10 protein-coding genes are annotated in these 24208 nt (G+C 64.1%); 3 read left to right on the top strand and 7 right to left on the bottom strand.

Features of this window, described 5'->3' with window-relative positions; genetic code table 11:
• Position 1: 1 nt before the first annotated feature.
• Positions 2-1414, top strand: a complete 1413-nt coding sequence (locus REH59_RS17840) for a DOPA decarboxylase (protein WP_014860855.1) — start codon at positions 2-4, stop codon at positions 1412-1414.
• A 113-nt stretch (positions 1415-1527) separates the two neighbouring features.
• On the opposite strand, the gene REH59_RS17835 is transcribed toward REH59_RS17840, so the two are convergent.
• Positions 1528-2901, bottom strand: a complete 1374-nt coding sequence (locus REH59_RS17835; RefSeq protein WP_014860854.1) for an MFS transporter — start codon at positions 2899-2901, stop codon at positions 1528-1530.
• 289 nt (positions 2902-3190) lie between these two features.
• Between REH59_RS17835 and quiC the strand changes: the two genes are divergently transcribed.
• Positions 3191-5098 carry a 3-dehydroshikimate dehydratase QuiC gene (gene quiC, locus REH59_RS17830; protein ID WP_004575405.1) on the top strand — a complete coding sequence of 636 codons (1908 nt, stop codon included), beginning with the start codon at positions 3191-3193 and terminating at the stop codon, positions 5096-5098.
• Positions 5099-5166: 68 nt separating this feature from the next.
• Here quiC and REH59_RS17825 read toward each other — a convergent pair whose 3' ends face one another.
• From REH59_RS17825 to REH59_RS17800, 6 genes are all read right to left on the bottom strand, one after another.
• A complete protein-coding gene (locus REH59_RS17825) occupies positions 5167-5835 on the bottom strand; it encodes a class I SAM-dependent methyltransferase (protein ID WP_014860852.1) in 669 nt (222 codons plus the stop codon).
• 11 nt (positions 5836-5846) lie between these two features.
• A complete protein-coding gene (chrA, locus tag REH59_RS17820; RefSeq protein WP_014860851.1) occupies positions 5847-7199 on the bottom strand; it encodes a chromate efflux transporter in 1353 nt (450 codons plus the stop codon).
• A 17-nt stretch (positions 7200-7216) separates the two neighbouring features.
• Positions 7217-8080: a sensor domain-containing diguanylate cyclase gene (locus tag REH59_RS17815; RefSeq protein WP_014860850.1), complete on the bottom strand. Its 864-nt coding sequence runs from the start codon at positions 8078-8080 to the stop codon at positions 7217-7219.
• A 215-nt stretch (positions 8081-8295) separates the two neighbouring features.
• On the bottom strand, positions 8296-9624 hold the full coding sequence (locus REH59_RS17810; protein ID WP_014753517.1) for a TolC family outer membrane protein: 1329 nt from the start codon (positions 9622-9624) through the stop codon (positions 8296-8298).
• Between the two features lies 1 nt (position 9625).
• Positions 9626-10966, bottom strand: a complete 1341-nt coding sequence (locus REH59_RS17805; protein ID WP_014860849.1) for an HlyD family type I secretion periplasmic adaptor subunit — start codon at positions 10964-10966, stop codon at positions 9626-9628.
• 6 nt (positions 10967-10972) lie between these two features.
• The gene (locus REH59_RS17800; RefSeq protein ID WP_014860848.1) at positions 10973-12709 is read right to left on the bottom strand and encodes a type I secretion system permease/ATPase; all 1737 of its coding nucleotides are present in this window, start codon (positions 12707-12709) and stop codon (positions 10973-10975) included.
• A 543-nt stretch (positions 12710-13252) separates the two neighbouring features.
• Between REH59_RS17800 and REH59_RS17795 the strand changes: the two genes are divergently transcribed.
• The gene (locus REH59_RS17795; RefSeq protein WP_265536504.1) at positions 13253-24079 is read left to right on the top strand and encodes a peroxidase family protein; all 10827 of its coding nucleotides are present in this window, start codon (positions 13253-13255) and stop codon (positions 24077-24079) included.
• Positions 24080-24208: the final 129 nt, after the last annotated feature.

Genomic DNA, 24208 nt, shown 5'->3' with positions numbered 1-24208 from the left:
CGTGACCCCCGAACAATTCCGCCAGTACGGCCACCAACTGATCGACCTGATTGCCGACTACCGCCAGACCGTGGGCGAGCGCCCGGTCATGGCCCAGGTCGAACCTGGCTATCTCAAGGCCGCCTTGCCCGCAACTGCCCCTCAACAAGGCGAACCTTTCGCGGCCATTCTCGACGACGTCAATAACCTGGTCATGCCCGGCCTGTCCCATTGGCAGCACCCGGATTTCTATGGCTATTTCCCTTCCAATGGCACCCTGTCCTCGGTGCTGGGGGACTTCCTCAGTACTGGTCTGGGCGTGCTGGGCCTGTCATGGCAATCCAGCCCGGCCCTGAGCGAACTGGAAGAAACCACCCTCGACTGGCTGCGCCAGTTACTTGGCCTGTCTGCCCAGTGGAGTGGGGTGATCCAGGACACTGCCTCGACCAGCACCCTGGTGGCGCTGATCAGTGCCCGTGAACGCGCCACTGACTACGCCTTGGTACGTGGTGGCCTGCAGGCCGAGCCCAAGCCTTTGATCGTGTATGTCAGCGCCCACGCCCACAGCTCGGTGGACAAGGCTGCACTGCTGGCAGGTTTTGGCCGCGACAATATCCGCCTGATCCCCACCGACGACCGCTACGCCCTTCGCCCAGAAGCACTGCAGGCGGCGATCGAACAGGACCTGGCTGCCGGCAACCAGCCCTGCGCCGTGGTTGCCACCACCGGCACCACGACGACCACTGCCCTCGACCCGCTGCGCGCGGTGGGCGAAATCGCCCAGGCTAATGGGCTGTGGTTGCACGTTGATTCGGCCATGGCCGGCTCGGCGATGATCCTGCCCGAGTGCCGCTGGATGTGGGACGGCATCGAGCTGGCCGATTCGGTGGTGGTCAACGCGCACAAATGGCTGGGTGTGGCCTTCGATTGCTCGATCTACTACGTGCGCGATCCGCAGCACCTGATTCGCGTGATGAGCACCAATCCCAGCTACCTGCAGTCGGCGGTGGATGGCGAGGTGAAGAACCTGCGCGACTGGGGCATTCCGCTGGGCCGTCGGTTCCGTGCGTTGAAGCTGTGGTTCATGTTGCGCAGCGAGGGTGTCGATGCATTGCAGGCGCGGCTGCGGCGTGACCTGGATAATGCCCAGTGGTTGGCGGGGCAGGTCGAGACGGCGGCGGAGTGGGAAGTGCTGGCGCCAGTACAGCTGCAGACCTTGTGCATTCGCCATCGACCGGCGGGGCTTGAAGGGGAGGCGCTGGATGCGCATACCAAGGGTTGGGCCGAGCGGCTGAATGCATCCGGCGATGCTTATGTGACGCCGGCTACACTGGACGGGCGGTGGATGGTGCGGGTTTCGATTGGTGCGCTGCCGACCGAGCGGGGGGATGTGAAGCGGCTGTGGGCACGTCTGCAGGACGTGATCAAGGGCTGAAGCCTTCGCGGGCAAGCCCGCTCTCTAGGGATCGCATCAGGGCTGAAGCCTGTACGGCACCTGTGTGAGCGGGCTTGCCCGTGAAGGGGCTGCAAAGCAGCCCCTGCAATCTATCAGTGGCTCACCGCCTGAAAGCTACCTTTACGGCTGGCTTCATAGGCAGCCTTTTCCATCGGCTTGGCGTCTGGGTTGCCCAGGTCGTCCATCGCCAGGCGGTGGGTTTCCGGGGCAATGTAGGCCGCCAGGGCGCACACGCCGGTGATGAAGAAGGCCAGCCCACCGACTACCAGCGGAATGTTGTCCGAGCCCGGCGGAGCAACCATTGCGAACAGCGCGGGCAGCATGGCGGTCAGCATGGTGCCGATGTTCTGCGCGATGGCCATGGCCGTAACGCGGTAGCGGGTGTGGAACAGCTCTGGGTAGAAGCTTGGGAACACCGCGTTGTAACCCTGGTAGACCATGCCCCACATGACGATCGAGGCGGCGAACGCCATCGGCACGTTCTGGATGCTGATCGCATACAGGTAGACGAAGGCCAGCAGGCCAGAGCCCAGACAGCCAGCGATCATGGTCGGGCGACGGCCGATCTTGTCAGACAGGTTGCCCACGAACGGGATCACCAGCACCGCAACGATGTTGCCGACCACCGGAATCCACAGGTAGACGCTCTTGTCGAAGCCGATGCCATACGCCGGCTGCACCGCGTAGGCCGCACCGAAGATGGTGGCCACGACCGGGATCACGTTCATCAGGGCCATGAACATCACCAGCACCATGTGCTTCCAGCTGTGGCGGAATGCCTCGCTGATGGGTGACTTGGCAACCTTGTCCTGTTTCTCTTCTTGCACGAACGCTGGGGTTTCGTGCACTTCCTTGCGGATGATGAAGCCGGCAATCAGCACGATGGCGCTCATCAGGAACGGAATGCGCCAGCCCCATTCGGTAAAGGCTTCGCTAGGCATGAAGTAAGCCAGTGGCAGGAATACCGCCGCCGCCAGAACCTGGCCCGCTTGCACACCTTGCAGGGTGAAACTGGCGTAGTAGCCTCTTCGGCCAAACGGCGCGTGCTCCATGATCATCGAGCTGGCACCGGAAATTTCCCCGGCCACGGCAAAGCCCTGGATCAGGCGCAACACCACCAGCAAGGCCGGTGCGAGGTAGCCGATGTCGTGGTAGGTGGGTAGCAGGCCGACAGCCATGGTCGACAGGCCCATGAGGAACATGCACAGCAGCAGGACGTTCTTGCGACCGCGGGTGTCACCCCAGTGGCCCAGTACGAAGGCGCCGATCGGGCGTGCCAGGTAGCCCACGCCATAGGTGGCCAACGAGGCAATGATGGCCATTTTCGGGTCGGTGTTAGGGAAGAAAATCTGCGGGAAAATCAGCGCAGCGGCCTGGGCATAGATGAAGAAGTCGTAGTACTCGAGTGCCGAGCCTATCCATCCACTGGCGGTCGCTTTCTTTGCTTGCGAGCTGGAGTGAGCCATCGTTGTCTCCGTTGTTATTGTTGTTTGCGCAGGTTCCGCCAGAGGTTATGCCAAGGCAGGAGGCAACGGTCGGTGTGCCTGCGTCTGTGGTCCATGTTGACCACGGGCCCGCGGTCTAGCAATTCGCTAAAACGGGTTTTGTGCGATAATCGAACGCAAAACTAACCATTCCGTACAAAGAGATTGAAGCGACGACTTTACCTGCGAATAATCGATCGTGCCATAAACTGTAACAGGGGTTGTTTGCCCGAATGGCACCGTATTCTTCCAACAACAAGGAACTCCCGCCATGCAGCGTTCGATCGCTACCGTGTCCTTGAGCGGCACTCTGCCGGAAAAGCTCGAAGCCATCGCCGCCGCCGGTTTTGACGGCGTCGAGATCTTCGAGAACGATCTGCTCTATTACGCTGGCAGCCCGCGCCAGGTGCGCCAGATGTGCGCCGACCTGGGCATTGCCATCACCTTGTTCCAGCCTTTCCGCGACTTTGAAGGCTGCCGCCGTGACCGCCTGCAGAAAAACCTCGACCGCGCCGAACGCAAGTTCGACCTGATGCAGGAGCTGGGTACCGACCTGGTGCTGGTGTGCAGCAACGTCCAGGCCGATGCCCTGGGTGACGAGCAACTGTTGGTCGACGACCTGCGCCTGCTGGGCGAACATGCCGGCAAGCGTGGCCTGCGCATTGGTTACGAAGCGCTGGCCTGGGGCCGCCACGTCAACACTTACCAGCAAGTGTGGAACCTGGTGCGCCAGGCCGACCACCCGGCACTCGGGGTGATCCTCGACAGCTTCCACACCTTGTCGCTCAAAGGTGACCCCAGCGCGATCCGCGACATCCCCGGCGACAAGATTTTCTTCGTGCAAATGGCCGATGCGCCGATCCTGGCCATGGATGTGCTGGAGTGGAGCCGCCACTTTCGCTGCTTCCCGGGGCAGGGCGAAATGGACATGGCCGGTTTCCTCGCGCCGATCCTCGCCACGGGTTACCGTGGCCCGCTGTCGCTGGAAATCTTCAACGACGGCTTCCGCGCCGCACCGACCCGGCAGAATGCCGCCGACGGCTTGCGTTCGCTGCTGTACCTCGAAGAGCAGACCCGTTTGCGCCTGGAGCAGGAAAACACGCCGATCGAACCTGGCGTGCTGTTCTCCCCGCCGCCGGCCAGCGCTTATGACGGCGTGGAGTTCCTGGAGTTCGCGGTCGACGAAGCCGTCGGCGCGCGCCTGGGCAACTGGCTGAAGCGCCTGGGCTTTGCCGAAGCCGGCAAGCACCGCAGCAAAGAAGTGCAACTGCTGCGCCAGGGTGATATCAACATTGTGCTGAACGCCGAACCGTATTCCTTTGGCCACAACTTCTTCGAGGCCCATGGCCCGTCGCTGTGCGCCACTGCGCTGCGGGTCAAGGACCAGCAAGCGGCCCTGAAGCGGGCCACCGCCTTCCGTGGCCAGCCGTTCCGCGGCCTGGTCGGCCCCAATGAATGCGAAGTGCCGGCGGTGCGTGCGCCCGATGGCAGCCTGCTGTACCTGGTAGAGCAGGGCACTGCCGGCCACACCCTGTACGACACCGACTTCAGCCTGGACAACAACGCAGCCGCGACCGGCGGCTTGCGCCGCATCGACCACATGGCCCTGGCCTTGCCGGCCGAGTCGCTGGACAGCTGGGTGCTGTTCTACAAGAGCTTGTTCGACTTCGCCGCCGACGACGAAGTGGTGCTGCCCGACCCGTATGGCCTGGTCAAGAGCCGCGCCCTGCGCAGCCAGTGCGGCACCTTGCGCCTGCCGCTGAACATCTCGGAAAACCGCAACACCGCCATCGCCCATGCGCTGTCAAGCTACCGTGGTTCGGGCGTGCATCACATCGCTTTCGATTGTGACGACATCTTCCGCGAAGTGGCGCGGGCCAAGCTGGCAGGGGTACCGCTGCTGGAAATCCCGCTGAACTACTACGACGACCTGGCGGCGCGTTTCGATTTCGACGACGAGTTCCTCAGCGAACTGGCGTACTACAACGTGCTGTACGACCGTGACGCTCAAGGTGGCGAGCTGTTCCACGTCTATACCGAGCCGTTCGAGGAGCGTTTCTTCTTCGAGATCATCCAGCGCAAGGCGGGGTACGCCGGTTACGGCGCTGCCAACGTTGCGGTGCGCCTGGCAGCCATGGCCAAGGCCCGTAGCGGGGCGGCGCGCAAGCCGGTGCTGTAGTCGCCTGCACCGGCCTGTCTTGTGGGAGTGGGGTGAACCCTGCTTCCACAGGATCGTTACGGCCCGATTCAGTGACGCTCAGCCACCATCAACAACGACTGCGGCACCGCGCTTTGCGGATGCTGCGGTTCCTGCAGACTGACCAGCCTCAACCCCGCCATGTCCAGCGCATTCAGCCAGCTGGCCAGGGTGCGGAAATACCAAGGCATCGGTTGCCAATCCCCGGCAAACCCGGCAAAAGACTCCTCTCGCCAGCCATCCTGATAAGCCCCGCCGGCCACGCTCCACGGGTGCAGGGTCTGGATCACCAGTGCACCGCCTGGCACCAGCAAAGTACGCATGGCCGACAACAGTTCAATGATGTCCTGGTGCAACAGCGCGAAGTTGGCGCAGATCACGTCATAGTCCTTGCCAACATGTACCTTCGCCTCAGCCAGCTGCGCATAGCTGGCCAGGTGCACCTCACCCGCGCCCGCAGCCTGCGCTGCATCCACCAGGGAGCTGTCGCCGTCGACGCCCACGGCCTCGATACCCCGGCTGGCCAGCGCGCGCAGCAGCCAGCCCTCACCGCAGCCCAGGTCGAGCACCCGTTCGGGCTGGCGGCCGAGGATGGCCAGCAGGATGGCCTGGTCGGTGACCTGGCGACGGCTTTCGATGGCGCCGCTGCGTACGGCGTCGATCCAGACTTGGGCGTTATGGTGCCAACTGTCGAGCAAGGCGTCTTCAGGGTTGCGCATGATCGGCTCCATCAGCGGAAAAGGTGAAGGGCAAGCCCGGCAACGGCGCAGCCGATCAACACGTGTATCACCCCGCGCTTGTAGCGGAACAGCGCCACAGCCGCCGCGAGCGCTATCACCGCCGAGGACCAGTGGAACGCGCCATCGAACCCGGCCGGCCACAGCACGTGGTAGCCGAAGAACAGCGCAAGGTTGAGGATTACCCCCACCACCGCCGCAGTGATCCCGGTCAGTGGGGCGGTGAACTTCAGTGCGTTGTGGGTCGACTCCACCAGCGGGCCTCCGGCGAGGATGAACAGGAACGAGGGCAGGAAGGTGAACCAGGTCACCAGGCTCGCTGCCACTGCGCCCGCGAGGAACGCCTGGTGGGCGCCGAACATCGGCTGCAGGTAGCCGCCGACGAAACCGACAAAGGCCACCACCATGATCAGCGGCCCGGGCGTGGCCTCGCCCAGCGCCAGGCCATCGATCATCTGCGTGGGCGACAGCCAGCCATAGTGGCTGACAGCCCCTTGATAGACATAGGGCAGCACCGCATAGGCACCGCCGAAAGTCAGCAGCGCCGCCTTGGTGAAGAACCAGCCCATTTGCGTCAGTGTGCCTTGCCAGCCAAAGGCCGCCATCAGCAGGCCCATAGGTAGAAGCCAAAGCGCTGCAACTGCCAGCAGCAAGGTCACCAGACGGCCCCAGCTGAAGCGGGCGTGCGCGGGTATCGGGGTATCGTCGTCGATCAGTGCCGGGCGCTGGCGGGCCCTGACTGCGCTGTGGCCCCCACCGGGCGCGAACTGTGCTGGCCGCAGCCGGCCGCCGACATAACCCAGCAGTGCGGCCGCCAGCACGATCAGCGGGAAGGGGACGTCAAGCGCGAAAATGGCCACGAACGAGGCCGCGGCAATGGCCCATAACCAGCCGTTCTTCAGCGCCCGCGTGCCAATGCGGTGGGCGGCATGCACGACGATGGCGGTCACGGCCGGCTTGATCCCTTCGAAAATCCCGGCGACCACCGGTACTTCGCTCCAGGTCAGGTACACCCACGACAGGCCGATCAGGATGAACAGCGACGGGAGCACGAACAGAGCGCCGGCCATCACCCCGCCCCAGGTGCGGTGCATCAGCCAGCCGATGTAGGTGGCCAGTTGCTGGGCCTCGGGCCCGGGCAGCAACATGCAGTAGTTGAGGGCATGCAGGAAACGCCGTTCACTGATCCAGCGGCGCCGCTCCACCAGCTCCTGATGCATGATCGCAATCTGCCCGGCCGGGCCGCCGAAACTGACGAAACCCAGCTTCAGCCAGAACAGCAATGCCTGGCCCAGGCCGACAGAGGCGGGTGTTTGCCCGGCAGTTGCTTGCAGGTGTTCAGCCATGCGGTGTGCCCTTGCTTTCAGCCAGTCGCAGCGCGTTGGCGCTTGATTCGGTACATGTGCCCGTCAGCATGGCGCAGTAACATGTCGGCATCGTTGCCGTCTTCGGGAAAGCGGGCCACGCCAATACTGCAGGACGGTGCATCGATGCCGGCAAACTCGGCATCGAGCGGTTCAGCCATGACCGCGAGAATGTACTGCACGTGCGTGGCAATGGCCTCCGGCGACGGGCAATCGGGCAATAGCACGGTGAATTCGTCACCGCCCATCCGCGCTACCGTGCCAGCCGCCCCTACGCAGCTTTCCAGGCGGCGGGCCAGTGTGCACAGGACCCGGTCACCCACGCTGTGGCCGTGGTTGTCGTTGATCTGCTTGAAGTCATTGATATCGAGGAACAGCAAGGCCAGCCTGCGGTTGTAACGCCGGGCCGCGGCCAGGGCAGTGTCCAGCCGTTCATTGAACATGGCGCGGTTGGCCAGCCGGGTCAGAGGGTCATGATGGGCGAGGAAGCGCAGTTCGTCTTCGGCCTTGCGCTGGGCGGTAACGTCCCGCGCCACGCCGATACGCGCTTGGGCCTCCTCGGACCAGCAGGCCGCCCACAGAATGTGCACCACGCTGCCATCCTTGCGAAGGTAACGGTTGCAAAAGTCGTAGTGCGGCTGGCCGTTCATCACCCGCATGATCGAGGCGCGCGTGGCCGCGAGGTCGTCAGGGTGCATGTAGCGGGTAATCGGCGTGCCGATCAGTTCGCAGGCCTGGTAGCCCAGCAGTGTCTTGCAGGCATCACTGACGAACACGATCTGGTTTTCCCTGTCGACCACGAATACCGTGTCCAGCATCAGGTGGATCAGCCTGGGGTACAACGCTTGCAGGTCTACGGGCATGGCTCAGGGTGTCCGCGGCAGGGTGACCGATCATAGCCTGAAGGCATACGTCGCAGCTACGGCAGCCTGCAGGGCGGGTGCCCCTTCCTTGAAACTGGCAACGACCGCATCGAAAGGGGTGGGTCTCGTGGATCGTTGCCACCGGTCAGGCCTGGCTGGCCTGTTCGCAGTACAAGGCTGCTCGTGCAGGGGCACTTCATAGCTTGAGGTCGCTATCAATTGCTGACTATCAGCTCCGGCCCCAGGTAATCATTGATCTGCTCGATATCATCATCCCCCAGGCTGCCCACCGACGAGGCCAGCCGCAGGCGCGACATCAGGTAGTTGAGCTTGGCCTCGAACAGATCATGGCGGGCGTCATACAGCAGCTCCTCGGCATTGAGCACATCCGAGTTGGTGCTGGTGCCACCTTCCTTGAAGCCCTTGCGGGTCGAGGTCAGCGAACGCTCGTTGGAGGTCACGGCCTTCTCCAGTGCCTGAATGCGCAGGGCACCACTCTGCACGCCACGGTACTCGCGGGTCGTGTTGGAAATCACCTCCTGGCGAGTGGCGTCCAGTTCATCCAGGGCCTTGGCGCTGTTGGCGCTGGCCTGACGGGTCAGGGCACGGGTGCTGCCACCGCTGTACAGCGGGATGTTCAGCTCCAGCCCGATCGAGCTGTAGTGGTTGCGCTGGTTCAGCTCGGAAATCGACTGGCTGCTGCCCGCGGTGTAACCCGCCACGAAATCCAGGGTCGGGTAGTGTCCGGCGCGGGCGCGGTTGACTTCTTCCTCGGCCAGCGCGTAGCTGTGCCGGCGCGCATGAATCAGCGGGCTGTCAGCCTGGGCCTTGACCAGCCACTCCTGCAGGTTGCCCGGCATCAGCGGCGGGGTGCTGAAGCCCGCCTGCAGGGTGGTCAACGCCTGCGGGGTTTCACCAATGTATTCCTCCAGCTTGCGCCGGGCATTGACCAGGTTGTCCTGGGCGTCGATCAGGTCGGCCTCGGCCAGGTCGCGCCGGGCCACCGACTCGTCGACGTCGGTGATGGTGCCGGCGCCCAGTTCCTTGCGCCGCTTCGCCGATGCCAGCTGTTCCTCGAAAGCGCTCAGCTTGGCCTTGGCCAGGGTGATGGTTTCGCTGGCCAGCAGCACGTCGAAGTAAGCGTCGGCCAGGCGCACCGCTGCGTCCTGGCTCTTGGCATCGAACACCGCCACGCTGTAGTCGGCGCGTTGCTGGCCCTGGCGGTACTCGGCCATCTTCTGCTTGTTGAACAGCGGCTGGCGCAGGCGCACGTTGGCGCCCTTGGAGTCATAGTCGAGGTCATTGTCCTGGCCATTCTGGCGCTGGCTGCCATTGACCTGGTTGAAGTAGGCCGAGGCGTTGATCTGCGGCAGCAGGCCGGCCTCGCCGATGGCGCGGTTTTCGCCACCGGCTTGTTTTTCATGCACGGCAGCGCGGTAGACCGGGCCCTGGTACTGCAACAGGTCCCAGGCTTGCTTCAGGTCCATGGCACTGGCCTGTACGGCAACTCCCAGCAGGCACACCATCAGGCATGGGCGTTTCATGTCATTGCTCCTTGAACGCGGCGTCCACACGTTCGAGCATTGGTTTGAGCAGGTAGCTGAGCAGGTTGCGCTCGCCGGTCTTGATGGTGACGGTGGCAGGCATGCCGGGGCGGATGTGGTTGCTGCCCAGCAAGCCCATGCCGGCCGGCGTCACTTCGACCTGGGCCAGGTAGAACGGCTGCTTGCTTTCTTCGTCGAGCAGCCGGTCGGCGGAAATGGTTTTTACCCGGCCGGGAATGTTCGGTGTCTGCGCATGGTTGAAGGCCGGGAAAGCGATGTCCACGGCAAGGCCTGGGACCATCCTGTCGATCGCCTGCACCGGGATCATCGCATCGACCTGCAGCGGCTGGTCGAGCGGCACCACTTCCATGATCTTGGCCCCGGGCTGGATGATGCCGCCGACCGTGGCGATGCTCAGTCCCTGCACCATGCCGTCGATCGGCGAGCGGATCACCGTGTGGGTCACTTCATAGTCCAGTGCGCGCAAGCGATCGGCCAGGGTGGTGTTTTCCTTGGCAGTATCGGTCAGTTGCGACTCCACCTCCTTCAGGTAATCGTGCTGGCGCTGCAGGATGCGCAGCTTGATCTCGGTGGCCTGGCTGCGCGCCCGGGCAATGTTATTAAGGTTTTCGGCCTGGCCGGCGGACAGGTCGGCATTGCTGCGCTCCAGCTCCAGCAGGCGATTGCGGGGTACATAACCTTCGGCGGCCAGTACCCGGGTGCCTTGCAGTTCCTGGTTGAGGAAGCCGATCTGCGAGGCGCGGGCGCCGTACACCTGCTGCAGGCCCTTCAGTTGCACTGCCGAGGCAGTCAGGTTTTCTTCAAGGATGCTCAGTTCACCGGCAAGGCCCGCGCGGCGGGTATCGAGCAGGCGCTGTTGCAGGTCCATGGCGGCCAGCAGGCGTGGGTCATTGGCGTAGTGTTCCAGCAGGGCAGGGTCGAACGTCACGGTATCGCGGCCATCGCGCTCGGCTTCCAGGCGGTTTTCCACGGTCTTGCTGACGATGTACTGGGCGCTGAGTGCGCCTTGTTCGGCCACCGCACGCAGGGCATCGAGGCGCACCACTTCCTGGCCTTTCTTCACCACATCGCCTTCGCGCACCATGATCGCTTCAACGGTGCCCCCGCTCAGGTGCTGGACCGCCTTTCGGTTGCTGGTGACCTTGACCGTACCGGTGGCGACCACGCCGGCGTCCAGTGGCGCCAGGCAGGACCACAGCAGGAAGCCGCCGAAGCCGGCGATGACCAGCCATACGCCCCAGCGTACCGGGCGGCCCGCGTCCAGGTCGATCAGGTGGCTGGTCTCGGCGGGGATCAGTTCGGCATGTTGAGTCATCTGCATGGTTGGTTACTCCCGTACTTTGACCGAAGCCAGCGGTGCCGCAGCCGTTGCCGGAATCACCGCGGCCTTGCGCAGCGCGGCGAACACTTCGTCGCGGCTGCCAAGCATGTGCACACCACCGTCGCGCAGCATCAGTATCTGGTCGACCGCGCACAGCACATTGGGCCGGTGGGAAATCAGCACCACCGTGGCGCCGCGTGCCTTGAGCTCGGCCAGGGCATCGACCAAGGCTTTTTCACCCACGTCATCGAGGTTGGCGTTGGGCTCGTCCAGCACCACCAGGTTGGGCTCGCCATACAGGGCGCGGGCCAGCGCGATGCGTTGCTTCTGACCGCCAGACAATGGGCTGCCATCGGCGGCCAGGCGGGTGTCGTAACCCTGCGGGAAGCGCAGGATCATGTCGTGTACACCGCTGCTGCGGGCAGCACGGATCACCGCGTCGCTGTCCACCTCGGCAAAGCGGGCGATGTTTTCGGCGATGGTGCCTTCGAACAGCTCCACGTCCTGCGGCAGGTAGCCCAGCCACGGGCCCAGTTCGGCCTTGTTCCAGGTGAAGATATCGGCGCCGTCCAGGCGCACCTTGCCGGCCTGGGCCGGCCACACACCTACCAGCAGGCGGGCGAGGGTGGACTTGCCCGAGGCCGAAGGGCCGATGACACCCAGGCTGTCACCCGGGGCCAGGCTGAAGCTCACCCCGCGAACGATGCTGGTGGTGCTGCCAGGGGCGCCGGCGATCACGTTCTCCACGGCCAGCATGCCCATCGGCCGCTGCAGCGACATGCTCGGTGGCCGTTGCGGGTAGTCCTGCAGCAGGTCATTGAGCCTGCCCCAGGCCAGGCGGCAGCCCAGCAGTTGCTTCCACGCGGCGATCACCTGTTCCACCGGGCCCAGGGCTCGGCCGGTCAGGATCGAGCAGGCGATCATCATGCCGGGGGTGATCGTGCCCTCGATCGCCAGCAGCGCGCCGGTGCCGAGGATCAGCGACTGCAGGGTGATGCGCACGAAGCGCCCGGTGCTGCTGATCAGCGCCGCGCGATCGGAGGCCAGGGTCTGCATCTGCAGGATGCGCAAGTGGCCTTGGTACCAGCGCTTGCCGATTGACGGCAGCATGCCCATGGCTTCGATCACTTCGGCGTTGCGCAGGTTGTTGTTGGCGTAGCTGGCTGACGACATGGCTGCCTGGTTGGCTTCGGCCAAGGGCTTTTGCGTAGCCTTTTCAGTGAGGTAGGCCAGCCCGACGAGGATCAGCGAGCCAATCGTGGTGACCAGCCCGAGCCAGGGGTGGATCAGGTAGCAAACCAGCAGGTAGATCGGTGTCCAGGGGGCGTCGAAGAACGCGAACAGGCCGTTGCCGGTGAGAAACTGCCGTACCTGCGCCAAGTCCTGCAGGGCCTGGGCCGGGTTACCGCCGGCACGGCTCAGGTTGCGTTCGAAGGCAGCGCTGAAAAGGCGCCGGTTCAGGCTCATGTCCAGGCCGTTGCCCACCCTTATCAACACCCGGGTGCGGACCATCTCCAGCGCCGACATCAGCAGGAACAGCCCGACCACCAGCAAGGTGAGCATGCCCAAGGTCGTGACATTGCGGCTGACCAGGGCGCGGTCGTACACCTGCAACATATAGATGGCTGGCGTCAACATCATGACGTTTATCACGCCGCTGAAGGCGGCCAGGGCGTAGAAGCTGCGGCGCAAGCGAAACAGCACGTCGGCCAGCTCGGAGCGGGTGCGTGGTGGCTTAGGCATCGGGGGCCTCCCTTTATCACAAAACGGGAAGCCCTTGCGGCGCCCCGTACAACGGCTGTTGTGGCTTCTTGGTCGGCTCGCAGGCGGGTCGCACTGATGGCGATATTGCCCAAACGCTGCGTTGCTCCCACAGACAGCAGCGTAGGTTGCAACGAAACACTCAGTAATATCATTTCGCTCTATAAATACTTTGAACCTTTTATAAGTCACAGGAAAACAGTGGGTTGCATCGCATTATCGTTGGTCGAGATTTTTTTGACGAAATATTGACAAGCTTTTGGCCTACGACTTTAGTCTGAAGTATTCGGGCCCTGTGCGAGCTGGGATCGATGCACGTGCGTTACACCTGTTGCGCACGGTTTACAGGGCCCCTCCTGCAACGGGGGGCCAGCTTGCCAAGAAGAGGCCAGAGGTTTCAGCACACGAGTGCTGGGCTACTGAGCCCGGTACACCCAACCAGATTCTGCGCACGTCAACACTGACTGGGCGCGGGAAGGACCCTGTTGCCCTGTGTCATCTCCGGACAGATCGAGGGCAACTGCAATGGCCAATTTCAGCAAGTCGGACCTTGAATTCATCCTCAAACAGATCTTCATCGCTGAGGCACACGCCGATGGCGCCAGCCTGATCGACCTGTTGCCCAACAGCCAGGTACCCTTTGGCCTGCGCACGGTGGATGGCAGCTACAACAACCTGGTCACCGGGCAGAGCGAGTTCGGCGCAGCCGACAACTCGTTCCTGCGCCTGCTCGAAGCGTCTTACCGCGCCAACTATGTCGGCACCGGCAATGTCGTCGATTCGCAACCGCGCACCATCAGCAACCTGATCGTCGACCAGACAGCCAACAACCCGGCCGCCGTCGAGGCCAACGGCGGTGCCGCGCCGGTGATGAGCCCTGGTATCGATGGCGTATTCGGCACCGCAGACGACAAGCCTGTGTTCTTCATCCCGAACGTGTCGCCAGACGCCGGGCTGACCGCCGGCTTCAACGCCTGGATGACCTTCTTCGGTCAGTTCTTCGACCACGGCCTGGACCTGGTCAGCAAGAGCAGCACCGACATCGTGTTCATCCCGCTGCGCCCGGACGACCCCCTGTTCGTGGCCGGCAGCCCGACCAACTTCATGGTGCTGTCTCGCGCCGTGCGCACCGCCGGCGCCGATGGCGTGGTGGGTACCGCCGACGATAGCCAGCCCAACACCACCTCGCCCTTTGTCGACCAGAGCCAGACCTACAGCTCGCACCCCTCGCACCAGGTGTTCCTGCGCGAATACACGGTCAACGCGGCAGGTGAGCCGGTGGCTACCGGGCGCCTGATCACCAACCGTGATCTGGGCGCCGATGGCAAGTTCGGCACCGCCGACGATGGCAACGGCGAAAGCGGTGGCATGGCTACCTGGGCGGTGGTCAAGGCCCAGGCCCGCGACTTGCTGGGTATCAACCTGACCGATGCCGACGTGCATAGCGTGCCGCTGCTGGCCACCGATGCCTACGGCAACTTCCTGCGCGGACCCAACGGCATGCCGCAGGTGGTCGTGCGCGTGAACAACGGCGCCGATGGCATTGCTGGCACCGCCGATGACGTCACCCAGCTGGTCGAGGGCGACCGCAATGCGCCGATCAGCCTGGCCAATGCCGTGAGCACCGGGCATGGCTTCCTTGACGACATCGCCCACAATGCCGCGCCCGTGGTGGTTGGGGGTGTGCTGCAGGCTGACGCCGACACCCTGGTGGGCAACGCACAGCCGGTCGGGCAGGGTGGCAACAACCTGACCTACGACAACGAATTGCTCGACGCGCACTACATCGCCGGTGACGGCCGGGTGAACGAGAACATCGGCCTGACCGCCGTGCACCATGTGTTCCACTCCGAGCACAACCGCCTGGTGCAGCAGACCAAGGATACTCTGCTGGCCGCGGGCGACCTGGCGTTCCTCAATGAGTGGCTGATCGACGACGTCACCGCTATCCCCACCGCGCCTGCCGACATCGCCGCGCTGGTGTGGGATGGCGAGCGGCTGTTCCAGGCCGCCAAGTTCGGCACCGAGATGCAGTACCAGCACCTGGTGTTCGAAGAGTTCGCCCGCACCATCCAGCCGCAGATCGATGAGTTCCTCGCCCCCAACGGCTACGACACCTCGATCAACCCGGCCATCCTCGCCGAGTTCGCCCATGTGGTGTACCGCTTCGGCCACTCGATGCTGACCGAAACCGTCGACCGCTACGACCCGGCGTTCAACCCGGTTTCTGCCGACCCGGCCAACCCCGACCAGCAGTTGGGCCTGATTGCCGCGTTTCTCAACCCGCTGGCGTTCGCCGGTAGCGGGGCCACGGCCGATGAAGCGGCGGGCGCAATCATCCGCGGCGTTACCCGCCAGGTGGGCAACGAGATCGACGAGTTCGTCACCGAAGCCCTGCGCAACAACCTGCTCGGCCTGCCACTGGACCTGCCTGCGCTGAACATCGCCCGCGGTCGTGATACCGGCATCCCCAGCCTGAACGAGGCCCGCCGCGAGTTCTATGCCGCCACCGGCGACAGCCAGCTCAAGCCCTACATCAGCTGGGTCGACTTTGCCGATCACCTCAAGCACCCGGCGTCGCTGATCAACTTCATTGCCGCCTACGGCACCCACAGCAGCATTACCGGGGCCACCACCGAGGCCGCCAAGCGCGCCGCCGCCGTGGCACTGGTACTTGGCGGAGACGGCGCCCCCCTCGACCGCCTCGACTTCCTCAACGGCACCGGTGCCTATGCCAACGTGACGCTGGCCGGCGCGGACGGCATCGCCGGCACGGCCGACGACATTGCCGGGGTGACCGTGACCGGGGTCGACGCCATCGACTTCTGGGTCGGCGGCCTGGCCGAGAAGAAAATGCCGTTTGGCGGCATGCTCGGCTCCAGCTTCAACTTTGTCTTCGAAACCCAGCTGGAAGCGCTGCAGAACGGTGACCGCTTCTACTACCTGTCGCGCACGGCGGGCATGAATTTTGGTACGGAGCTGGAAAACAACTCCTTTGCCAAGCTGATCATGGCCAACTCCGACGTCACCCACCTGTCCAACACCGTGTTCCTCACGCCCACGTTCACCCTGGAAGTGAACCAGGCCAACCAGTTCACCGGGTTGGGTGCCGACGGCAAGGCCGACCCCACTGGCGGCATCGAGATCAACGGGGTTGAAATCGTTCCGTTGGTGATCCGCGATAACCCCGATACCGTCGGGCCAGACAGCAACTTCCTGCATTACACCGGTGAAGACCATGTGGTGCTGGGTGGCACCGCTGGCAACGACATCATCATCTCCAGCGAAGGCGACGACACCCTCTATGGCGATGCCGGTGATGACCTGCTCGAAGGCGGCGCCGGCAACGACGCGGTGCTGGGCGGCGCGGGCGACGACATCATCACCGATTCGTTCGGCGACAACCGCCTTGAAGGCAACGCCGGCAACGACGTGATCGTCGCTGGCAGCATGGGGGTTGCCGGTAACCTGATCCTGGGCGGCGATGGCCAGGACTTCATCATCACCACCGAGGACATCAGCACCACCTTCGGTGGCCTGGGCGACGACTTCATCCTCGGCGCCAAGACCAACCTGCCACCTACCGGTAACGAGGGTGACGACTGGATCGAGAAGGGTACCCAGGACGGCGCACCTGGTGACAACTTCGCGCCCTTGCTGGGTGACGAAGTCATTGGCAACGACATCTTCGTCGGGGGCGGCGGCTTCGACGAAATGATCGGTGAGGGCGGCGACGATATCTTCGTCGGCAGCGATGCCCAAGACAAAATGGATGGCATGTCCGGTTTCGACTGGGTCACCAACAAGAATGACCGCGTGGGTGTCACCGTGGACCTCAGCCTGGCCGCCTTGGCTCAGCCCCATGGCAACGCGCCTAACCAGAACGCTGGCGTGTTCAACCCGGTGGGCGCTTCGCCTGCCTCGATTCTGGACAGGTTCGCCGAGGTCGAAGGGGTGTCCGGTTCGGCCTACGCCGATGTGCTCAAGGGCGACGACGTCGATGCCGTGACCATTCTCAACCATGGCGGCGCCACCGGCAGTGCGCTGACCAACGTGGCGCTGATACGTGGGCTGCAGCAGTTCCTGGCGGATGCCGGCCTGCCCACCACCGGCTTTGCCACCGGCAACATCATGCTCGGCGGCAATGGCAGTGACCTGATCGAAGGCCGGGGTGGCGATGACCTGATCGATGGCGACAAGTGGCTCAACGTGCGCATCGCCGTGTACGCCCCTGGCGACGTCGACCACACCGGCCCGGAAATCGCCAGCTTCGACAGCATGGCCGACATGATTCCGTTCATGCTTGACCGCACCTACAACCCCGGCCAGCTCAAGGCCGTGCGCGAAATCCTGCCCGGCACTTCGACCGGCGGGGCCGCCTTCGACACGGCAATATTCTCTGGGCTACAGAGCGAGTACGTGGTGACCCAGAACACCAAGGGCACCGCCGATGTTGCCGATGACGTCTGGACCGTGACCGACACCGTGGCCGGCCGCGATGGCGTCGATACCCTGTTGCACATCGAGCGCCTGCAGTTTGCCGATAGCCAGCGCGTACTGGTGGAGGGGGTGAACGCACAACCCACCGGCAGCCCGACCCTGCTCGACAGCAACGGCGGTGCGATTACCGTGGGTGACATGCTGACGGTGAGCGTGGCCGCCGTGCGCGACGCCGACAATATCAGTGCGGGCAACCCGACGGGCTCGCTCGCCGACCGTTCGGTGTCTTACTACTGGCAGTTCGAGGCCGACCCGGGCAGCGGTGTGTTCCAGGACATCATCCTGCTACCGGCCGGCGACCTGGCCTTCCAGAGCGCCGATGGCACTTCGTTCAAGGTGTCGCCAGACCTGGCCGGGCTGAGCCTGCGGGTCAAGGCGATCTATCAGGATGCCCATGGCACCACCGAAGTGCTGTACTCGCAGCCTACCACCGTGGTGCAACCTGGCGCGCCCGTGGTGCCGACCGTGGCCACCCCGGTGGTGGATGCCAGTGACGGCGGTGCCGGCCTGCACATGGTGCGCTCCGACCTGAACTTCATCCTCGCGCAAATCAAGATTGCCGAGGCCGATGCCGCCGGGCAGGACATCCTCTCGCTGATCCCCAACGTCCGCGCAGCCATGGGCCTGCGTGCGGTGGATGGCTCGAACAACAACCTGATGAACCTGAACGGCAACAACAACACCCAATACGGTGCCGCCGACAACGTCTTCCCGCGCGTGACCGACCCGGTATTCAACCCGGCCGAAGGTGCGCCAGCCGGTTTCTTCGGCCCAGGTTCCCCGGCGATCCCGGGGTCGTCGTACCAGCAGACCAGCGGGCCGGTGTTCGATTCGCAGCCACGTACCATCAGCAACCTGATTGTCGACCAGACCTCCAACAACCCGGCAGCCTATGCCACCGCGTATGACCCGGGTGCCGATGGCGTGCTCAACTTCGGCGCCGCAGGCAACGACGACGTGCTCAAGGATGGCGTGCGCATCGTCGCCAGCCCAGGTATGGACGGCCAGTTCGGCACCACCGACGACCATGACGTGTACCTGTTCGAGAACACCGCTGCCGATGCCGGGCTGTCTGCGCCGTTCAACGCGTGGATGACCTTCTTCGGGCAGTTCTTCGACCATGGCCTGGACCTGGTCACCAAGGGCGGCTCCGGTACCATCTACATCCCGCTGCAACCGGATGACCCGCTGTACGTGGAGGGTGGCTTCACCAACTTCATGGTGGTAACCCGTGCCACCAACCTGCCTGGGCCGGACGGCATCCTTGGCAACGCCGACGACATCCGCGAACACACCAACACCACCACGCCGTTCGTCGACCAGAACCAGACCTACAGCTCGCATCCCTCGCACCAGGTGTTCCTGCGCGCCTATGTCATGACTGACGACGGCCCGGTCGCCACGGGCCGGTTGATCACCAATCGCGACCTGGGCGCTGATGGGCGGTTCGGCACGGCCGACGACACCGAGATCGGCGGCATGGCCACCTGGAAGGTGGTCAAGGCCCAGGCCCGCGACCTGCTCGGCATCAACCTGACCGATGCCGACGTCGACAACGTGCCGCTGCTGGCCACCGACGCCTACGGCAACTTCATCAAAGGGCCCAACGGCTACCCGATGGTGGTGATGAAAGGCCTGGACGGTATTGCCGGCACCGCTGATGACCAGGAGGTCGAAGGCAACCCGCTGGCGCCGCTCGACCTGACCAACGCCGTGCGTACCGGGCACCAGTTCCTTGCCGACATCGCCCACAATGCCGTGCCGGTGTTCAGTGGCGGCGTGCTGGCGCCGGATGCCGACAACGTTGCCGGCAATGCCGTGCCGGTCAACCCGCAGACCGGTGCCAACCTGGCCTACGACAACGAACTGCTGGACGCGCACTACATCGCCGGTGACGGCCGGGTCAACGAGAACATCGGCCTGACCGCCGTGCATGCGATTTTCCACTCCGAGCACAACCGGCTGGTGGCGCAGACCATGGACACCGTGCTCGACTCGGGTGACCTGGCCTTCCTCAACGAATGGCTGCTCAACCCGGTCAGCGCCTTGCCAGTCACCCCGGCCGAGATCGGTGCCCTGGTGTGGAATGGCGAGCGGCTGTTCCAGGCGGCCAAGTTCGGCACCGAAATGCAGTACCAGCACCTGGTGTTCGAGGAGTTCGCCCGCACCGTGCAACCTCGGGTCGACCTGTTCTTTGCCCCGACCCAGGTGTACGACGTCGACCTCGATGCCTCGATCGTGGCCGAGTTCGCCCACACCGTGTACCGCTTTGGCCACTCGATGCTGACAGAGACTGTCGACCGCTTCGACATCGACTTCAACGTCATCCAGGACCCGGCCAGCGCCAACCCCGACCAGCAACTGGGGCTGATCGCGGCCTTCCTCAACCCACTGGCTTATGCCGCCAGTGGCGTAACCCCCGAGGACGCCACCAGCGCCATCGTGCGCGGGGTCACCCGCCAGGCCGGTAACGAAATCGACGAGTTCGTCACCGAGGCGCTGCGCAACAACCTGCTCGGCCTGCCACTGGACCTGCCAGCGATCAACATCGCCCGTGGCCGCGACGTCGGTATCCCTTCGCTGAACGCTGTGCGCCGTGAAATCTACGGGCAAACCGGCGATACCCAGCTCAAACCGTACAGCAGTTGGGTCGACCTGGTGCAACACCTGAAACATCCAGAGTCGCTGATCAACTTCATCGCGGCCTACGGCACCCACAGCACCATCACCGCTGCCACCACCCTGCTGGAAAAACGCGCCGCGGCCATGGCCTTGGTGTTCGGCGGCGATGGCGCACCCGCCGACCGCATGGACTTCCTCAACAGCAGCGGCGCCTGGGCCAACGTGACCCTGCCCGGCAAGGACGGTGTACTGGGTACTGCCGATGACCTGAAGGCAGTTACCGTGACCGGTGTCGATGCCATCGACCTGTGGATCGGCGGCCTGGCGGAAGCAAAAGCGCCATTTGGCGGCATGCTCGGCAGCACCTTCAACTTTGTGTTCGAGAACCAGATGGAGAAACTGCAGGACGGCGACCGCTTCTACTACCTGGAGCGCACGGCGGGCCTGTCGATGAACGCCGAGCTGGAAAGCAACTCGTTCGCCAAGCTGATCATGGCCAACAGCTCGGCCACCCACCTGCCAGGCCTGGTGTTTTCCGACCCTGGCTTCTACCTGGAACTGGACCAGACCAAGCAGTACAACGAGGGCCTTGGCAGCGCCGACCCGCTGGGCGAAAACGGCGAGCAGGTGGTGTTCCGCGACAGCCCGCTGACGGCTGGCCCGGACACCCACTACATCCGCTATGCCGGTGCCGAGCACATCGTGCTGGGCGGCACCAATGGGGACGATATTCTGGTCTCCAGCGAAGGCGACGACACGGTCTGGGGTGATGCCGGCAACGACCGCATCGAGGGTGGCGACGGCAACGACCAGCTGCGCGGTGGGGCCGGGGACGACATCATCAGCGACATGGGCGGTGACGACAACATCCAGGGCGGCGACGGCAACGATGTGTTGCATGGCGGTAATGGCATCAACCTGATCATCGGCGGTTTCGGCAATGACTTTATCGTCACTGGTGAGGACGCCTCCGAAGCCATCGGCGGTCAGGGCAATGACTTCATCCTCGGCAGCAAGGCCAACGAGCAGGACATGGGCAACGAAGGTGACGACTGGATCGAGAAGGGCACCTCGGACGGCGCGCCTGGCGACAACTTCGACCCGCTCGGCAACGACCCGGTCATCGGTAACGACGTATTTGTCGGCGGCAACGAGAACGACAAGTTCAACGGTGAAGGCGGTGACGACATCATGGTCGGCAGCTTGGGGTTCGGCGACCGTTACATTGGTGGCTCGGGCTATGACTGGGCAACCTTCAAGGACTTGGCCCAAGGCGTGTCCATCGACATGAGCGACCGCTTCTTCGATGTGCCACTGGTACCGGGTTCGGGCGCTTCGACGCTGGTGCGCTTCGACATCATGGAAGGCCTGTCGGGCTCGGCGCATGGCGACTTCCTGCGCGGCGACAGCGAAGACGCCACCTCGCTGCCTACTGCAGGTGCTGCCGGCAGCGTGCTGACCAACATCAGCCTGATCGACGGCCTGGCCGGCTTGCTGGCGGCCGGGGCGACCTTCTATGACGGCGGCAACATCATCCTCGGCGGCAGCGGCAGCGACCTGCTCGAAGGCCGGGGTGGCGACGATATCCTCGACGGCGACAAGTGGCTGAACGTGCGCATCAGTGTACGCGCCAACCCTGATGGCACCGGCCCGGAAATCGCCAGCTTCAACAGCATGGAGCCGATGCTGCCGTTCATGCTCAATGGCACCTACAACCCCGGCCAGTTGGTGATCGTGCGGGAGATCCTCAGCGGTACCGACCACTTCGACACGGCGGTGTTCTCAGGGGTGTCCACCGACTACAGCGTGGTGGTTGATGGCAACTCGGTGACCGTCACCGACCTGGTGGCTGGTCGTGATGGCGTCGACCACCTGACCGGCATCGAGCGCCTGCAGTTCTCTGACAGTTCGCAGGCCTCTGGCGTCGGTACGGCAGTCAACGCCGGCCCCACCGGCCACCTGGCGATTCTCGATGCTACCACCGGCCTGCGCGACGATACGCCAGTCAGTGGCCAGCTGCTGAGGGTAAGCAACCTCGCCGTGCATGACGCGGACAATGTCAGCGCAACCAATGCGACCGGTGCGGTGAACGGCCCCGTGGCCTACTACTGGCAAGTCGAGGCGCTGCCGGGTTCCGGGGTTTATGAAGACATCACGGTTGTGGCCGCTGGTGAAGCGACACGGGTCACCGGTACGACCTACCGCGTCACGGACGACGTCGCCGGCCTGAACATCCGCGTGCGTGCGGTGTACCAGGATGCCAAGGGCACGCTGGAAATCGTCGATTCGACGCCGAACAGCGCGCCGAGCGCCGGGCCGACCGTGACCGGGCTGCTGGTGCAGAATCAAACGCTCACCGCCAACCCGGCCACCATCGTCGACGCCGACGGCCTGAGCAACCCTCAGTTCACCTTCCAGTGGCAGTCCAACCGGGGTGTCGGTTGGGTCAACATCGCCGGCGCCATCAGCAGCACGTTCGTCCTGACCCAGGCGCAAGTGGGGCAGAACATGCGTGTGGTGGTCAGCTACGTGGATGACTTTGGCGTGCAGGAAAGCGTCGCCTCCGACATTCTCGACCCGGTGGCCAACGTCAACGATGCGCCGACCGGTGCGTTGCTGATCAGCGACACCACACCCGACCAAGGCCAAACGCTGACCGCGCTCACCGGCGCAATTGCCGACATCGACGGCCTGGGGGCCTTCAGCTTCCAGTGGCAGCAAGGCACCGGCGGCACCTTCGCCGATATTGCCGGGGCCACGGCGGCCACCTTCACCCCCGGCTTCGCCCAGGGTAACCAGCAGCTACGGGTGATCGTGCGCTACACCGACGGCTTCGGCACCCTGGAGTCGCTGACCTCGGCGGCGACCGCTGCAGTCACCGTGCCACCGGGTGTTGTACTGGTTGGTACCAATGGAGCCAACACCCTGACCGGTGGCGCAGGCAATGACGTGATCTCGGGCTTGGGCGGCAACGACACGCTCAACGGCCTGGGCGGCAGCGACCAGCTGTTCGGTGGCATTGGCAACGACATCCTCAATGGCGGTGACGACCCTGACTTCCTCAATGGCGAGGATGGCAACGATACCCTCAACGGCGGGCTTGGCGCAGATGCCATGAATGGCGGTGCCGGCAACGATACCTTCCTGGTCGACAACGCCGGGGATACGGTCACCGAGGCACTCAATGGTGGCACGGACCAGGTGCAGACCAGCCTGGCCAGCTACACCCTTGGCGCCAACGTCGAGAACCTGACCTATACCGGCAGCAGCGCCTTTACCGGTACCGGTAACGCGCTGGCCAACACCCTCACAGGGGGGGCCGGCAACGACCTGCTCAACGGCGGTGCGGGTGCCGACCGCTTGGTGGGTGGCGTGGGCAACGACACCTATGTGGTGGATGACGCCGGGGATGTAGTGGTCGAGGCGACGGGGGCCGGTACGGACCTTGTGCGTACCACGCTGGCCAGCCACACCATGGCCGCCAACGTCGAGAACCTGGCCTATACCGGGGTGGGCAACTTCACCGGCACGGGTAACGGACTGGCCAACATCATAGACGGTGGGGCAGGTAATGACACGCTCAGCGGCGACGGCGGTAACGATGTGCTCAACGGCAATGCCGGCAACGACACCCTCAACGGCGACGCCGGGAACGACCAGCTGTTCGGCGGCCTGGGTGACGACCAACTGCGCGGTGGAGGGGGGGACGACAGCCTCGATGCCGGTGGCGGCAACGACACGTTGCTGGGGGAGGCCGGTAACGACAACCTGAACGGGGGCGCTGGCGATGACAGCCTGGATGGCGGCAACGGCAATGACACCCTGCAGGGCGGCGATGGTAACGACACATTGTTCGGCGACGTGGGTACCGACACCCTGATCGGGGGGGCCGGCAACGACTTCCTCAACGGTGCGGCAGGTAACGATACGGTGGTGGGTGGGGCCGGTAACGACACCCTGATCGCCACCGATGGCAACGATGTGTTCCAGTTCGCTGCAGGCTTTGGCAACGACTTGATCATCAATTTTGATGCCATTGCGGCGGGTGGCCAGGACCGGCTGGATATCACCGCCCTCAACATTACCGCAGCCACCTTTGGCGCCAGTGTGACCATCGCCGATGTTGGTGCGGACACCTTGGTAAGTATCGGTGCTGCCGACTCCATACGTTTGGTGGGGGTGGCAGATGCAACCACGGTGACCGCCGCAGACTTCATCCTGGCCGGTTGAGGGGCGCTGGGGTTAGCTGTTACGGGTACAACAGGGGGGCTGCGCAGCAGCCCCTTTTTCTGCGCAAAGAGTCGCCGAATGGTTCCCCGGGCCTGTCCAGCGACCACGGCAGTTGCTTCGCGTTATACT

The sequence above is a fragment of the Pseudomonas sp. BO3-4 genome (assembly GCF_034044115.1).
Classification (GTDB): Bacteria; Pseudomonadota; Gammaproteobacteria; order Pseudomonadales; family Pseudomonadaceae; genus Aquipseudomonas; species Aquipseudomonas alloputida.
Note: the sequence above shows the minus strand (reverse complement) of the source record. Positions and strands in the feature narration are given on the sequence as shown.